The sequence below is a fragment of the Mucilaginibacter sp. P4_G9 genome (genome assembly GCF_056400985.1).
In genome coordinates, this window is the sequence record NZ_JBFUKF010000099.1 from 1 (window position 1) to 15,585 (window position 15,585).

The following is a 15,585-nucleotide window of genomic DNA, read 5'->3' on the forward strand; positions in this document are numbered from 1 at the left end:
CGACCCAACAGCCCGCGAAGCAGATTACCTCCGTTTTTTTCTCATTTGCCTGGCTTTCCATTTACTGGCGGCTTTTGCAGCCTTTACGGGCAAGGGGCAGATCAATGGTTTCTGGCAGTTTAATAAAACCTTGTTTTTGCGATTTTTAACCAGCGTACTTTATGGTGTTGTTTTATTTTTAGGGATAGCGGCAGCCATAGGGGCTACCAATTTTTTATTCAATTTTAATTTTGAGTGGGATACCTATGCTATATTGTGGGTTTGGATTGTGGGCATGTTTACTACAACCTTCTTTTTAGCGGGGGTACCGGTTAATACCCGAGTACTTAATGATGATCTGAGCTATCCAAAGGGATTAAAAATATTTACACAATATGTGCTGATCCCATTATCATCCATCTATGGGCTTATTTTATTGGCTTATGAGGTTAAAATATTAATACAATGGAGTTTGCCCAAGGGATTAGTATCAGACCTGATATTGAGCTATGCTGTATTTGGAATCCTCTCATTACTGCTTGTTTATCCAATTAAGGATCATGACGGTAACAAATGGCTTAAAATTTATGCACGCAGCTTTTATTTTTTAATGATACCCTTGCTTATTCTGCTGTTTGTTGCGGTGGGTACCCGGGTATTTTTATATGGTATTACCGAGTGGCGGTACTTTTTAATTGTATTGGCTTGCTGGCTTTTATTTATATCGGTTTACTTTTTGGCGTTTAAAAAGCAAAACATAAAGCTGATCCCTATTTCGCTGTGTATACTAACGCTGCTTTCGGTTTATGGGCCGCAGAGTGCGTTTTCAGTAAGTATGTATTCGCAACGGCGCATTATCGTTAAGTTTTTTGAAAAGAACAATGCTTTAAAAAACAGCAAATTTATCCCTGTTGACAGTACTAAAATAAGCGATAGGGATGGAAGCCATGCAGTAGCAACCCTGGAATATTTTGTAAGCAAATACGACTTATTGCCCTTGCAGTCATATTTTAGCAAAAACCTTATCGCCGTATCTGACTCTTTGGGAAAACTAAAAAACAGGAACAGGTACGGAAGCGAATTACCAGGCAGGCAGGAATTAAGAACTATAAAATATGAATGGGCCAAAGAATTTCTTGGGCTACATCATTTTGAAACCTATTATTCCCGACTAAGTGATGATCCAAACCTCAGTAACAATTATCATTTTATATTGGGAAACAATCTTAGGAATATAAAAGGGTTTGATTTTTCTTTTAGTCCGGGATTTAATATTGATACTCTTAACAATAAATTAGAAGATATAGTTGTTAAGCACAAGCCATTGGCTAATGAAACATGCATGCTAACTGTCAATAATGAGAAACTTATCTTTAAACCTTCTGATATTGCGCTAAATTTGTTAACCAATATTAACAATCTTAAAACCTATAAAGATTTAGGAGGATATGGAGGAGAAAAGACATACAGAATTCCGGCCCATATGTTAACGTTACATCAAAAGAGCAAAAGTTTTGATGTAGACTACCAGCTTGAAGAATTAAATTTTGAAATGCTTTCCAATAAAAAGCCCCAAATTACAACGGTAACCTTTACGTATTTTATAAAACGGCGCTAAAGATGTGAGTTAATCCAGAAGTGATAAGTTAATCCGCAGCTGGCTCTTTTTTAAAGCTGAATTTTATCAATTTACCTGTATAACCAGTGGTTCACCTTGCATTTCTTTAACCGATTTGGCCATCCGTTTAATAAACAGGTAATTGGTGGTGCCGCCAATTACAGCTCCTACCACAGGCACTAACCTTTCGGCTGTGCGTACGCCTAAGTTCAGGATTATCTTTTCGGCAATGCCCTCCATCATGGTTTTGGTTAGGGCTACGCCTGTTTCTACCTTAAATGAAATAGCAACCAGTTTCATAAATTCTTCAAAGCCCATCTGGTAACTGCCCCGGTTGTAGTACATAATAGCCATAGTTACCCTAAATTGCTGGGTTACCAGGTTCACCACATCAACGGGCATGCCTACTACCATGGTTAAAACACCGCCGCTGCCGGATATAGCGCCTGTACCGGCCGCCATGATGGCGCATTGGTTTATAAATTTATCTAAACCAAGCTTATCAACGCCGTTTTTGATCTTGAATTGATCTATATGGTCAAATACTTGTTTAAATCCATCGTGCGAGAGCTGCTCCGAGTAGCGTTTTATATCGGTGCCTACTTTTTTAAATGATATCATTGGACTACTGAATTAAATGTAACGGATATAAATCCTTATAAACTTATCCATGCTATTCCCGTGCCAGTTTATTTGGTTGTCAAATGTGGCAGGTTATTAGTCGGTATTATGTAATTAAGTTATAGGTATAAACAGGTAATCACATAACTATCATGGCTGTTTCGTAAATTTGTGGTTCATAAAAAATTTTAAGTTCAGTTGAAAAATAACATTCTTATTGTTGATGATGTACACCCCATTTTTATGGAGCAGGCCGAAGCCAGGKGATACCAATGCGATTACAGGCCCACAATAAAAACCGAAGAAGCTTTGCAGATCATTGGCAATTACGCCGGGCTGGTTATCCGCTCCAAATTTTTGGTTGATAAAAAAGTAATTGATACAGCTACCAGCCTGCGTTTTGTTTGCCGGGCAGGCGCCGGCATGGATAATATCGACGAAGCTTATGCCATAGAGAAAGGCGTTACCCTTATAAACGCGCCCGAAGGCAACTCTGATGCTGTAGGTGAGCATGCCATAGGTTTATTACTTTCGCTGATGAACAACCTTAACCGGGGCAACGCCGAGATCAGGGCGGGCAAATGGGATCGTGAAGGGAACCGGGGTTATGAGCTAAAAGGTAAAACGGTGGGTATTATAGGCTATGGCCATATGGGGCGTAGCTTTGCCCGTAAATTAGCCGGTTTCCAGGTTGACGTAATTGCTTATGATAAATACAAAACCGACTTTAGCGACAAATATGTCCGTGAGGTAAGCATGGAACAAATAGTTAAAAATAGCGATGTGCTTAGCCTGCATATTCCCCTCACACCAGAAACCAACGGACTGGTGGATGACGAATACCTGTTCCATTTTAAAAAGCCCATATTTTTCATTAATACCTCCCGGGGTAAAACGGCCAAAGTAAGCGCTGTGCTGAATGCCATTAAACAAGGCAAAATTTTAGGCGCCGGATTGGATGTACTGGAAGTGGAAAAATTCCCTGCCCTTACCGAACAAGCCTGGTTTGAGGAACTGCGACAAAGTGATAAGGTAATACTTAGCCCTCACGTTGCCGGCTGGACGTTTGACTCGTACCGAAAGATTAGTGAAGTAATGGCCGAGAAGCTGATTAATTTGATTGATTGAAAAATAAATAAGTGCCTGCAGCTTAACCAATCTAATTCAATCAACCATTCACTGCTCTCCATCAAAAAAATTTGGATATTAAAACTTAAATCACTTATCTTCGTTAAATACACAAACAAGACTATGTAGGCATGCCCATATAGTCTTGTTTGTTTTTATAGTCATTGCGTCCTTCTTAAAAAAGGGAGGGCGGTTTTTTTTGGATAACCATTAGKATAAACAATAATTAATTTACGTGTTATGGCAGAGGTATCATACTTTACCAAAGAAGGTTTAGAGAAATTAAAAGAAGAATTACAAAAGTTAAAAACAACCGGACGGTCGGACATATCAAAGGCTATTGCCGAAGCCCGCGATAAAGGCGACTTATCAGAAAACGCGGAATACGATGCCGCAAAAGAAGCCCAGGGACTTCATGAAGCTAAAATATCCCAGATGCAGGAAACACTGGCAAATGCCCGTTTATTGGATGAATCTAAACTGGATTTGTCAAAGGTGCTTGCCTTATCGATAGTAAAAATAAAGAACCTGAAAAACGGCGCCACTATGAGCTACCAGCTGGTAGCAGAAAGCGAAGCCGATATGAAAACAGGTAAAATATCTGTAGCATCGCCTATTGCAAAAGGCTTGCTGGGCAAAAGAGTAGGCGAAAAAATTGAAATCACCGTACCGGCCGGAAAAATTGAATWTGAGATCCTGGAAGTGTCCAGGTAGTTTTAATTTACTAATTTGAAGATTTGATAATTTGAAAATGGTTGAAAAGCTATTAATTTTCAAATCCTCAAATTTTCAAATTGTTTAATCAATAGATAATGACCATCTTTTCAAAAATTATCGCAGGCGAGATTCCGGCACACGTTGTGGCCGAGAGTAATGAGTTTCTGGCTTTTTTAGATATTAGTCCGCTGGCCGAAGGGCATGTACTGGTAATCCCTAAAAAAGAGGTCGACTATATTTTCGACCTGGATGATGAAACCTATACCGGCTTGCAAATCTTCGCTAAGATAGTAGCTACAGCTATTAAAAAAGCCATTCCCTGCAAAAAGGTTGGTGTAGCGGTTATTGGCCTGGAGGTGCCTCACGCACATATCCACCTTATCCCCATGAACCAGGTTAATGATCTTAACTTCGCCCGTCCTAAATTGAGCTTTACCAACGAGGAGCTAAGCGCTACCAAGGATAAGATAAAAGCAGCATTTTAATTAAATGTGTTAATTTGAGAATTTGAAGATTTGAAAATTGATTGATTCATTTTCAAATCTTCAAATAAACACATTTTCAAATTCATCAAACTACCCTCTTCGCGTTATCTTTCACAAAAGTATCCCACCCGGAATATGATTTTTTACTGCCCGGGCCGGACTTACTCCCTGTGGTCATCCTTTGAAAGGAGTGGCATACTGCAACAGCCAGGCCATCGGTAGCATCTAAAAAGTCGGGCGTTTCTTTAAAGGTGAGTAAGTTTTGCAGCATGGCGGCTACCTGCTCTTTGGTGGCATTGCCATTACCGGTTATTGATTGCTTTATTTTACGGGGAGCATATTCTGTAATATCCAGGTTGCGCGATAGCGCCGCAGCTATAGCTACCCCCTGCGCCCTGCCCAGTTTAAGCATTACCTGGATGTTTTTGCCATAAAAAGGCGCCTCAATAGCCAGGCAATCTGGGTGGTAGTTATCAATAAGGGCAACGGTTTTTTCAAAAATGCGCTGTAGCTTCAGCATATGGTCGTCCAGCTTCTCCATTTTTACAACACCAAGGGCTATGAGTTCTATTTTAGGACCGGTTTCCTTTACTAATCCGTATCCCATAACTGCTGTACCGGGGTCGATGCCTAAAATTATCCTCTCTTTTGTGTTAGCCTGCTGCATACCCTTCAAAGTTAACCAATCAAAGCAAACTATTGTGCAAAACGGCTATATATTGCTCCCGGTTTATCATCCTTGCCCCCATTGATTCCAGGTGACCGGTATGTACCTGGCAGTCTATCAATTTAAACCGATTGGTTTCACACAGGTAGATCAGTGCTGCTTTTGATGCATTGCTAACGCTGCTAAACATGCTTTCGCCACAAAAAACTGCGCCAACCCACATGCCGTATAAGCCACCTACCAACTTGTTTTGCTCCCATACTTCAACAGAATGGGCGTAACCATCTTTATGAAGTTTAATGTATGCAGCCTGCATATCATCGGTTATCCAGGTGCCGTCCTGGCCTTCACGCGGGGCTATCGAACAAGCTTTTATCACGTCGGCAAAGCAGGTATTGGTGGTAACCGAGAATTTACCAGAGCGCAGCACCTGCCGCATTGATTTAGAGATCTTCAACTCCTGTGGATAAAGCACAAAACGCTCATGCGGCGAATACCAAAGGATGGGTGTATCATCACTATACCAGGGGAAGATCCCATTTTGATAGGCTAATAATAAACGATTGGTCGATAGGTCGCCTCCTACAGCCAAAAGCCCGTCTGGTTCGGCCAGATCGGGCTCAGGAAATAGTAAACGTTCATCAAGCCTGAATATCATCAGGGGCAAATTTAAGCTTTGCGGCGTATCACCAGTTTTTTATTTTGCGCTTTGGCAACAGCGTCCATATAAACCTGCATTTCGGTGTATTTGGCAGCGGGGATAATATAATCGCTAAGATTAAACTTAGCAGTACTTATCACCTGGTTTTTGGAAGCATCATAAGCAAATTTTACATCATAGGTGCCATAGCTAAATTTTAAGCTTTGGCTGGTTGGCAGCGTCTCTACTTCAAAACCGGCAGGAAGGTCAATTGTGGTTATGCATGATTTTTGTAATGGCATGTCGAAATAAAAATCATTTTTCCTCTTTTCCTCAATTGGCACTGTGTTTTGCCAAAGGGAAAATACGCCCGGTCTGTAAAATTGCTTATCTCCTGTGGCTATGTCGCAAAACTTATCGTACTCCAGGTTGATATCCACTTCTTTAATGCCATCCTTATCTGTTGCAGGTTTAAAATCAAATACAGATGGTTGCTTCATATGCAGATCGCGTATGATATATTCTTTTTGCTCATCTGTTTTTAAAGCGGCAACCCCTATATAACCAGACCGGTATATCCCTGTACTAAATATTTTTAACTGTGCTTTAGCTCCGCCATCGGCATCCAGCACAATATGAACTTCACTATTAAACTGGTTATCGACAGCTAAGCTTCGGGGCGTATTTATTAGCCTGCCTCCATTTTCGGTAATTATTAAAGCCTTAGTATTTTGTGTAGATGGATCTAACTTTCCAAAGGGCCTTGTATTGCTTGTGCACTCAAGCCAGGTAGTATCATTTTTAAAAGGGATACACAAAACAGCATGATTAAATGTGTTGGCCGGAAAAGTGGCATCAATAGGCTCGCTATTACTGGCAGACCTGATGATGGTATAATAAGAATCAATATTAACGGCTTTGAGCAATGCACGCATATAATTAGACAAGGCTTTACAATCGCCGTACTTTTTCTGGTCCACAAAGGTTGCAGGGAAAGGTTTATACCCGCCAATACCCAATTGAATGCCTACATACCTCATGCTTTTTTGCATGTAGTTATACAAAAAACGGGCTTTATCTTTATCCGTTTTAATTGAGTCGGTCATCTTTTTTATGTCTGCTGTACGCTCAGGGCTTAATATACACACATCACCATTTAGTGATTTAATCCAGTTACCAAAAGATTGCCAGCTACTAAAATCACCAGGGTAACCATAGCAATCAAATGAGCTTGCCGCAAAAGAAATTTTTGGTAAAATAGTCCAGGCTAAAACATGCTCTTCTTTTTTAATTGCTTTCAAATTCTGAACCTTCCACAAATAGCTATCTAAACCATCGGCATTCTTTTTTTCGGGTTTGATCTTTGTGTTGGTATTTTTAAACCGAAGGCCAACTGAGGGACTAAATGAAATTTTATAAGACGAAAACTGAACAGATTGCTCAACCTGATTCTGAATATACCAGCTATCTAAACCTATAAAACTACTTTCATCTTCTTCATAAATTTTCTCAATTGTAATTGGATAGGCCGCGATAGCATGCCTTACAGCCAGAAACCTTTCGTTTGTAACCATGGTTTCATCATCAGCGGCAGAGCCGTCATACATATCGCTTTTACGATATTTTTTTATTTGCTTGCCAGATGCATCAAAAATATTCATCTCGATATCACTATAAGAATCATATTTTTTATTGTACCCCATCTCCAATATAGCTTCACTATCGTCCTTTTCGTTTAGAATAGTTACAATGCTATGATGTTTCAGGAGCATTTTCCCCGGGCCTTTCACAATTACCTCATCATTTGAATACCTCAGCACCGAATTTGCATCCTCCTTCAAAGAATCAGGAATGGTTGCTGCGATATATAAATCTTTAGGAATATTTTTATCCTGGCTATAACCTTTACTGTATAGCGCACATAAGGCCGTTGCAATGAACAGCAGCCTGGTATAATATTTAATAAACATAGTTCTATCAGCCTTTTTTAAGTACAATCTGTTCGTTAAGCATATCGTACATCTTTTTACAAAACTCACGGAATTCGGGATAATTCTCCTTAAAGTACAACGACTTTTTATGATCAATACTAAAGCGCACCATTACGGACCCATCCTGTTCGGCAACAAAGCGTTTAAAAGTAACTGTACCATCAGGGATGGCCATACTTATGCTTTTGGGCATTGCATCAATTTTGTACCCTGCGGGTATTTTAAAAATGCCCGTTATTGCATAGTTATCGCGGTAGCCAAAATCAATATCAGTAAAACGGTTTTCGGCCAAAAAAGGGTTGGTTTTAAGGCCGGTAAACAGGTTTGGATTAAAATAAATATAATTATCATCGCTACCCGTTAAATCGAGGTTAAAGTTGAGCTTTTGGCGTAACGGGAGGGTATCAACATCCATATTTTCAAAGGTAAGGCCCGATATTTTAAGGCTGTTGTTATCTTCTCTTAAAAAGTCGTTATATTTTTTTTCGCCGTCGGTTTTGTACTTTTTAGTGTAGTACATTTTGTTGTAGCTAAAACTGCTGATATCGGCACTGCCGTTCATTTTACCATCGGGCTTTATTTCGGCATTTAGCAAAACAACCTGGCGTACAGGTTCTGGTTCCTGTAAAAACGAAAGGTCATATATCTTGTTCGCGTCATCAATATAAAAGCCAAATGAGTTTAAAAAAGCACGGGGCACCTTGTTGTAAAGATTGTATTTACTGGTAGCATCAAGTGCATAATATTTAGCACTATCAACCGGTATATAAGCTATCATACTGTTAAATTGATAAACGCTTGGGTAGCTTGGGTTTATTCGGCCATTATCGCGCGTGCTTACCATCATCGGATAAACTGTTAATCCCGATTTTTTTAGTAAGTGATAAAGCACCATGTTTATTTCGGCAGAGTTACCTACCTTTTTTTCCCAGGCCTTTGGCGTACCATCGGTACTGCTAATGTAATAAACATCATTCCACTTCATTGCATTTTTAACCTCGTTAAAAACATAAGCAATTTTTTCATCATCGGTTTTAAGGGCCTTTGCTTTGCTAATAATTAGTTCTTCGCCGGTAAGTTTCCTGTTTAGCTGACCGCCAAAATCCTCATTATTTATTCGGTTCTCGCCAACTTTTTTCCACGAGTCCTGGAAGTTAGGATAGAAATAGCCGGGTATGCGTATACTTAGCAGTTGGAAAAGTATCCGTTCAGAATTGTCATTACGGGCATCCATGTAGGGCTCATCTTTTAACGATGGAATGTTGGCCATAGCCTCGGTATGGGTATTTGACGAACTTGTTTTATCAACTACATATGGCAAATGTAAGTTTGGCAACCTTTTATAGGTTAAAATATCCGGTATGTTGGTATCGAGCTCGCTATACCGCGTAGGCAGATCGCTTTGAAAATACCAGTCGGGGAAACTGCTTACAGAGGCGCTGGTCAGCCTGTATTTATATTCAATTATACAACCTGGTTTTACATTTGGGAACGAGAAAACGATTGCCGAGTAGTACTTATCCACAGCTTCGGTGAATATCTGTTTTTTATCAACCTTAATAATTTCAACCGTGCCATTGGTTAAATTAATGGTTTGCGCCTGCAGGCCGGTTATATATTGAGAACGATTGTTGCTATAAAACTTTATGCGGATGTTGGCCTCATCTTTACCGTTATCATTAAAAATTTTAATGCGCTTATGCCTGTCGGTATTGATATTGTATTGGGTATCAAAATAAGTATCGCCTTTATCAAAAAGAATTTCGGCGTTGGCATCCGGCTCAAAGTCGCATTTTGTCATTTCAAGATCGGCTTTATCTACTTTGCCAAAAGATTGAGCAGTGGGTACGGGGGTAGTAGTTTGGGCACCTACAGAAAGGCCCAGGGTCCCTAAAAATAGCAGGGTAAAAAGTTTGTTCATTGCTGATAAGGTTTAATCAGCACGAATATAATAATTAGGTAAATGATTATTATAAAATAAATAAAACTATTTCTGAGGTTATTTGTGTCAATCCTTCAACACTCATTATTAACCAATTTTATAATTTTTTATAGCCGCCTGTTTTTAAATTACATTATACATGTTATTTTGGCATAAAGTACCCCCGTTTGTGTATATATTAGTAAACTGGCACTTTGATTGATAAACCATAGTTAATGAAGCAAAAATTTTATGATACTGCTGTGAAGCAGGAAAAAGCTATTTTGGTTGGCGTAATGACACCTCACGTAACCGATGAGCAGGAAAAAGAGTTTTTAGAGGAACTGGAGTTTTTGGTGGCCACAGCCGGTGGCGAAACCGTAAAAAGCTTTACCCAGAAACTGCAACGACCGGATAGGGCAACGTTTGTAGGCTCGGGCAAGTTGGAGGATATTAAAGCCTTTGTAATAGAAGAGGAAATTGACATGGTTGTTTTTGATGATGAACTTTCACCATCACAACTGCGCAACATTGAAAACGAACTACAGGTAAAAATATTAGACCGTAATAACCTGATACTGGATATTTTTGCAAATCGTGCGCAAACCGCGCAGGCTAAAAGCCAGGTTGAGCTGGCCCAGCTACAATATTTATTGCCCCGCCTTACACGTTTATGGACCCACCTTGAGCGCCAAAAGGGTGGTATTGGTATGCGTGGCCCGGGTGAATCGCAAATTGAGACTGACAGGCGCTTGATCCTGAATAAAATATCGCTGCTAAAAGAAAAATTAAAGCAGATTGATAAGCAAAACGAAACACAACGCAAAAACCGTAATCAAATGGTGCGTGCGGCTTTGGTAGGTTATACCAACGTAGGCAAATCAACCATCATGAATATGATCTCAAAATCGGAGGTTTTTGCCGAGAATAAGCTATTTGCAACGCTTGATACTACTGTACGTAAAGTAGTTATTGAAAATGTGCCATTCCTGCTGTCTGATACGGTAGGGTTTATTCGTAAACTACMGCATCATTTGGTAGAGTGTTTTAAATCGACCCTTGATGAAGTGCGCGAGGCCGATATTTTGGTTCATGTTGTTGATGTTTCGCACCCCAACTTTGAAGATCAGATTCGTACGGTTAACGAAACACTGAAAGATATTGGCGCTATTGATAAAAAGATGATCACGGTATTTAACAAAATAGATGCCTTTAAACCCGAGCAACATCAATTAGAACAGCAGGCCGAACCCCTTACCCTTGATGATTTTAAACATAGCTGGATGGCTAAAAACAATAGCCCTGCCATATTTATATCGGCCACAAAAAAAGAAAATGTAGATGAATTCAGGAGTTTGCTTTATGAAGAAGTAAAAGCTATACATACAGAAAGATATCCGTATGATCAGTTGCTTTATTGAGACCAAAATCCCGTAACTGTTAGGCTTGGCTAAAACCCACAACATTCTGCAAATAATTATCCATCATCTCAATATCAATTACATCGTTGATAAAACCGATGTGCATATCCGGGCGGATGATAAGTGCTTTTTTTTGTTTTTCCTTAATCTCAAAAACATCAAATACCTGTTGGTTTTTGGCTGAAGGAGGCAGGTAAAAAAAGTTAAGATTGGAAGGGTATTTCTGTGTGATCCATTTGGCAAGCGTAAACAGGTCTATCTCCTGCAGTTTGCCAAGGGCTATTATCGTAAAGCCGGGTTTGCTGCACCATTCGTGCAGATCGGTTTCCTGTTGTTTTTTTTCATCAAATACTTTAAGGTATGGCAGCCTGTCGCCCGCTTTTATTTGGGTAGCGTTACTCAGGTGCACGTTGATCTGGCTTTCGCGGTAATCTATTCCTATTTGCGAAACACGTATAAAAAATGCTTTTCTTAAAGCGGGTTTATCCCAAACCGTTTTCAATACAGTTGGGAGCACCCATCTCTTAAACAACCCCACAAACCAATTGCGGGATAGAATCATTTTGAAAACGCGGTCGGTAGTATTAAGCAGGGCTTTGGCTACGGGCATGCGCTCTTTAGCGTAACTGTCCAAAACCGATTCCTTTAGTTGCTTATTTACCACCCCGGCCAGTTTCCAGGCTAAATTATAAGCATCCTGCAAGCCGGTGTTCATTCCCTGGCCGCCAACCGGTGAGTGGATATGGGCTGCATCGCCCACCAAAAAACAATTTTGCGACCGGAATTTATCTGCCATGCGGTGGTGCAGGCGGTAATCAGTGAACCAATTGACCTGTTCTACCCGGATATTCTGCCCGGTTATCTTATTAAGGAAGGGCAACATCTCTTCTATCTGTAAATCCGTTTTTCCATCAAATTCATCGGGCAGGTTACCAACAATACGGTAGCACTGTTCCTCGGGCATAGGGAAAAAACCGGCAAAGCCTTTTTTGGCCATGAACAAATTTACCCTATTGCCAAGGTCGTTCCCAATCTTAACATCGGCTAAATAAAATTTATGCTGATAGGTATCACCACTAAAAGGTATTTGTAATTGTTTGCGTACAACACTATGTGCCCCATCCGCTCCTACTAACCAATCACAGGTGAGTCTTCGTATTCCGTCACCTGCCTGTAGCTCAACAATTGTCTTGGATGCGTTTTGCTCGATGCTTAACAGCGAAGTATTCCAGTAAACCGGGCAGCAATTAAGGGTTAAAAAGTCAAGTAGCAGGCGCTCGTTCTTGCTTTGCTGGTACATTATAATATAGGGGAAAGCGGTTTGGCCTTCGCCTACATTATCCAGCGAAAGTTGGACACTTTCTTTTCCTTCCTGGTTAAATATAACCCCGTTGGCCTGCTTTCCCCCTTCAATTATCTTGTCAATAACACCCATCTGCCGGTAAATTTCCAGCGAACGGGCCTGCACCGCCAACGCTTTTGATTGATTGGTTGGGCCTTGCCTGCTATCAATAATTACGGGCTGCACACCATAACGCAATAGCTGGGCTGCCATCATTAATCCCGATGGACCTGCTCCTACTATCAATACGCTGGTATGCTGCTGCGTAATGGTCATTATTTAGCCATGATAAAGTAAAAAAATGGTCGGGCGCTTGTGCAGTTCAGGCACTTTCTTCTGCCAATCCATAATAGTTTTGGTTTGCACAAATTCGGTAGTGGCGGTAAGGTCGCAGGCAATGCAAAGTTTTGTTTTGGGGCTGGCTGTTTTCAGGATCTCTTCAAGCAACGGATTGTTGCGAAAAGGTGTTTCAATAAATATCTGTGTCTGATCAAGCCGGGTGGCCAGGCCTTCCAGTTCTTTTATCTTTTTACTGCGCAGTACCTTATCAATTGGCAGGTAACCATTAAAGGTAAAGCTTTGCCCATTAAACCCCGAGGCCATCAGCGCCAGCAAAATAGAGCTTGGACCAACCAAGGGCACTACTTTTATACCCATACGATGGGCTTTATCAATTATTTCTGCGCCAGGATCGGCTATGCCAGGGCAACCGGCTTCGCTCATCAGGCCAACATCATTAGCGGCCTGCAGTCCCTTAAAAAAATCGGCAGTGCCCATATCACGATTATACTTGCCGTAATCATGAATTACGAGCTCACTTTGCGGGGTTTTCAATCCCGCCTCTTTTAAAAACTTACGGGCGGTTTTTTCATTCTCAACAATATATTCCTTAATACTATTAATAGTATCAACCAAATAAGGTGTAAATGACTTGGCAGCCGCTTCTTCGGCAAGAGGTACAGGGATTAAATAAAGGGTTCCATAGGGCATATTGCAAAGTTGGTGTTTTTTGTTTAATTTAAGCTATTGAAAGGAGCTTGAAAATTATGAAACCATTAGGTGTTAACTGGTTTATTGAGGGGTATATTGATTTTGAGCATAAAAAGTATCTCCTGCTTAACTATTTACAGGAAATTAACCGCCACTTTGATAAAAGCCGGCTATACCCTAACCTTGCCGACCTGATCTTCCACTATAATAACCTGGTAGATTTTAAAAAAAACAAAACGCTAATGCAGCAGGCCTTTCCGCAACGGTTAACCCAGGCAGATATTGATGCTGTAAAGCTTACCTACCAAAAAATTATCAGGGATGATCAAAGCATGCAGGAGATAGAGCAGATCATCTCCTATGCTATGTCCAAAATGAACCCGGCTATCCAAACAGGTAAAGAAATTTATGACTTTGTAGAGCGCCACCTCAATATCGATCCGATAGGTATTATACCGCTGATGCCATATCATGGCTACTTTTCGTTACGTAACGGCAAGGAACGCACAAGCTGGATCTATGAATACCAGATCACCATTTTTGAGGGAAAGGATGATAAGTACCGGGGCATTCACGTAAGTTTTATCGACACTTATGAGCATAGCATTGTCAATACGCCCGAAGCTATTAAACTGAATTTAATAAACCGCAATAAGTTTATGCCCAACCCGGCGGTATATTATGTACATAGTGATATCACTTTCCCGTTGGAGCAAACGTTGCTGCCGGTGGCTAAAAGGAGTTTGGTGAAGTATATTTCGAAAGCAGCGTAATTTCTGAACCGGAATTTATCGTTTTTTTAACTACAATAGCTTTCTAAGCTCGCTTTTAATTAATTCTTTAATGCGATAAATTCAGGTTTAGGCACAAAAAAGACCATTACCCTAAGCCTAAACTTAGCATAACAGCCTCTTTAAAAAATCACTAAAATCTTAAGTACCGTTTACTCCAAGGTAATCTGCCTCCTTATACTTTCTTCAAGCGAAATGAAGGTTTCTGTACGCTGAATGCCTTTTACGCCCTGGATCTGCTCGTTTAATACTTCGCGCAGGTGCGTGGTGTCATGGCACACAATTTTGGCAAAAATACTCCATTCGCCGGTGGTATAATGCAGCTCAACTATCTCTTTTATAGTTTTTAGCTGCTTAACGGCTTCATTATATTGCGAGCCTTTTTCCAGGTAGATACCCAAAAAAGCTGTAATATCGTACCCTAATTTTTGCGGATCTACCTCTAAGCTGGCTCCCTTTATTACACCCATCTCTTCCAACTTTTTCATCCGCACGTGTATGGTTCCGCCAGAAACTATTAACTCTTTAGCTATCTCAGTGTATGGAGTGGTAGCATTTTTCATCAATATTGATAAAATCTGGATATCGAGATTATCAATTTCTAAATTTTGAGCTTTTCTGTGGGACATAAATTTGAATATCTATATTGAAATACAAGTTTAATTAAAATTTGAATAAAAATAAAATATTTTTGTTGAAATATTTGCAAGGAATTGATAGGTCTATTAGATTTGTATCATAGCAAACGACAAAATGCTTATCGTTCTTTAACAAGAAAAAAAATGTTGGGTGGTGAAATTTTTGGCAGACACACCTCCTTGTCCCGGTGGCGGAGATCATAGAAAACCCGAAGCGGGCTAACTACTCTGTGGAGGTTCGAATCCTTCCCCAACAGCAAATCCATGAAAGACGGGATTTATATAATGTAGGATGGTGAAATTTTTGGCAGACACACCTCCTTGTCGCGGTGGCGGAGAAATTGGGAAACTTTCAGCAATGAAAATAACCACTCCGTGGAGGTTCGACTCCTTCTCCTACAGCTCTTCTCATAATTTAGGTTTATAATTGGTTAGTAAAGGCCCCTGCCCATCAGGGGCTTTGCTGTTTCTATAGGTTTTTTTTCGGGAGCAACGGCTTTTGGAGCAAGGAATAAGGATTACCACGATTTTTGACTAAATTGTATGGCAATTTTTCTCACCACTCACCACTCACCACTCACCACTCACCACTCACCACTCACCACTCACCACTCACCACTCACCACTCACCACTCA

General features: G+C 40.4%; 14 protein-coding genes and 1 tRNA gene. 7 read left to right on the forward strand and 8 right to left on the reverse strand.

The genetic code is table 11. The annotated features are described in order from the left end of the window. On the forward strand, window positions 1–1,597 hold a 1,597-nt coding region (locus AC1DPZ_RS10980; protein WP_477403174.1), incomplete at its 5' end, for a DUF4153 domain-containing protein. Window positions 1,598–1,663: 66 nt separating this feature from the next. On the opposite strand, the gene AC1DPZ_RS10985 is transcribed toward AC1DPZ_RS10980, so the two are convergent. Next, complete coding sequence (locus AC1DPZ_RS10985; RefSeq protein ID WP_477403176.1) at window positions 1,664–2,218, reverse strand: hypothetical protein; 555 nt, start codon at window positions 2,216–2,218, stop codon at window positions 1,664–1,666. Window positions 2,219–2,416: 198 nt separating this feature from the next. Between AC1DPZ_RS10985 and AC1DPZ_RS10990 the strand changes: the two genes are divergently transcribed. The 3 genes from AC1DPZ_RS10990 (at window position 2,417) to AC1DPZ_RS11000 (ending at window position 4,548) form a co-directional block, all read left to right on the forward strand. Then, window positions 2,417–3,346, forward strand: coding sequence for an NAD(P)-dependent oxidoreductase (locus AC1DPZ_RS10990; RefSeq protein ID WP_477403178.1), 930 nt, complete (start codon window positions 2,417–2,419; stop codon window positions 3,344–3,346). 240 nt (window positions 3,347–3,586) lie between these two features. Then, window positions 3,587–4,060 (forward strand): transcription elongation factor GreA, encoded by a 474-nt coding sequence (gene greA, locus AC1DPZ_RS10995; protein ID WP_477403180.1) that lies wholly within the window; start codon window positions 3,587–3,589, stop codon window positions 4,058–4,060. 95 nt (window positions 4,061–4,155) lie between these two features. Next, window positions 4,156–4,548 (forward strand): HIT family protein, encoded by a 393-nt coding sequence (locus AC1DPZ_RS11000; protein WP_477403198.1) that lies wholly within the window; start codon window positions 4,156–4,158, stop codon window positions 4,546–4,548. An 85-nt stretch (window positions 4,549–4,633) separates the two neighbouring features. Here the strand turns inward: AC1DPZ_RS11000 and ruvC are convergent, their stop codons facing one another. The 4 genes from ruvC to AC1DPZ_RS11020 are packed head-to-tail and all read right to left on the reverse strand — an operon-like array spanning window position 4,634 to window position 9,767. Next, window positions 4,634–5,215: a crossover junction endodeoxyribonuclease RuvC gene (gene ruvC, locus AC1DPZ_RS11005; protein ID WP_477403182.1), complete on the reverse strand. Its 582-nt coding sequence runs from the start codon at window positions 5,213–5,215 to the stop codon at window positions 4,634–4,636. Between the two features lie 19 nt (window positions 5,216–5,234). Continuing rightward, the gene (aat, locus tag AC1DPZ_RS11010) at window positions 5,235–5,873 is read right to left on the reverse strand and encodes a leucyl/phenylalanyl-tRNA--protein transferase (RefSeq protein WP_477403184.1); all 639 of its coding nucleotides are present in this window, start codon (window positions 5,871–5,873) and stop codon (window positions 5,235–5,237) included. Between the two features lie 11 nt (window positions 5,874–5,884). After that, the gene (locus AC1DPZ_RS11015; protein WP_477403186.1) at window positions 5,885–7,825 is read right to left on the reverse strand and encodes a DUF3857 domain-containing protein; all 1,941 of its coding nucleotides are present in this window, start codon (window positions 7,823–7,825) and stop codon (window positions 5,885–5,887) included. A gap of 7 nt (window positions 7,826–7,832) precedes the next feature. Continuing rightward, the gene (locus tag AC1DPZ_RS11020) at window positions 7,833–9,767 is read right to left on the reverse strand and encodes a DUF3857 domain-containing protein (protein WP_477403188.1); all 1,935 of its coding nucleotides are present in this window, start codon (window positions 9,765–9,767) and stop codon (window positions 7,833–7,835) included. A gap of 236 nt (window positions 9,768–10,003) precedes the next feature. On the opposite strand from AC1DPZ_RS11020, the gene hflX reads away from it, so the two are divergent. Then, window positions 10,004–11,188 (forward strand): GTPase HflX, encoded by a 1,185-nt coding sequence (hflX, locus tag AC1DPZ_RS11025; protein WP_477403190.1) that lies wholly within the window; start codon window positions 10,004–10,006, stop codon window positions 11,186–11,188. Window positions 11,189–11,207: 19 nt separating this feature from the next. Here the strand turns inward: hflX and AC1DPZ_RS11030 are convergent, their stop codons facing one another. Both AC1DPZ_RS11030 and AC1DPZ_RS11035 read right to left on the reverse strand, forming a co-directional pair. Further along, complete coding sequence (locus tag AC1DPZ_RS11030; protein ID WP_477403192.1) at window positions 11,208–12,806, reverse strand: FAD-dependent monooxygenase; 1,599 nt, start codon at window positions 12,804–12,806, stop codon at window positions 11,208–11,210. Window positions 12,807–12,809: 3 nt separating this feature from the next. Continuing rightward, the gene (locus tag AC1DPZ_RS11035) at window positions 12,810–13,520 is read right to left on the reverse strand and encodes an SAM-dependent methyltransferase (RefSeq protein WP_477403194.1); all 711 of its coding nucleotides are present in this window, start codon (window positions 13,518–13,520) and stop codon (window positions 12,810–12,812) included. Between the two features lie 56 nt (window positions 13,521–13,576). Here AC1DPZ_RS11035 and AC1DPZ_RS11040 point away from each other — a divergent pair, with 56 nt between their 5' ends. After that, window positions 13,577–14,293, forward strand: a complete 717-nt coding sequence (locus tag AC1DPZ_RS11040) for a hypothetical protein (RefSeq protein WP_477403196.1) — start codon at window positions 13,577–13,579, stop codon at window positions 14,291–14,293. A gap of 170 nt (window positions 14,294–14,463) precedes the next feature. Here AC1DPZ_RS11040 and AC1DPZ_RS11045 read toward each other — a convergent pair whose 3' ends face one another. Continuing rightward, window positions 14,464–14,940, reverse strand: coding sequence for an Lrp/AsnC ligand binding domain-containing protein (locus AC1DPZ_RS11045; protein WP_076373882.1), 477 nt, complete (start codon window positions 14,938–14,940; stop codon window positions 14,464–14,466). Window positions 14,941–15,094: 154 nt separating this feature from the next. On the opposite strand from AC1DPZ_RS11045, the gene AC1DPZ_RS11050 reads away from it, so the two are divergent. Further along, window positions 15,095–15,206, forward strand: a tRNA-Asp gene (locus AC1DPZ_RS11050). Window positions 15,207–15,585 lie beyond the last annotated feature (379 nt).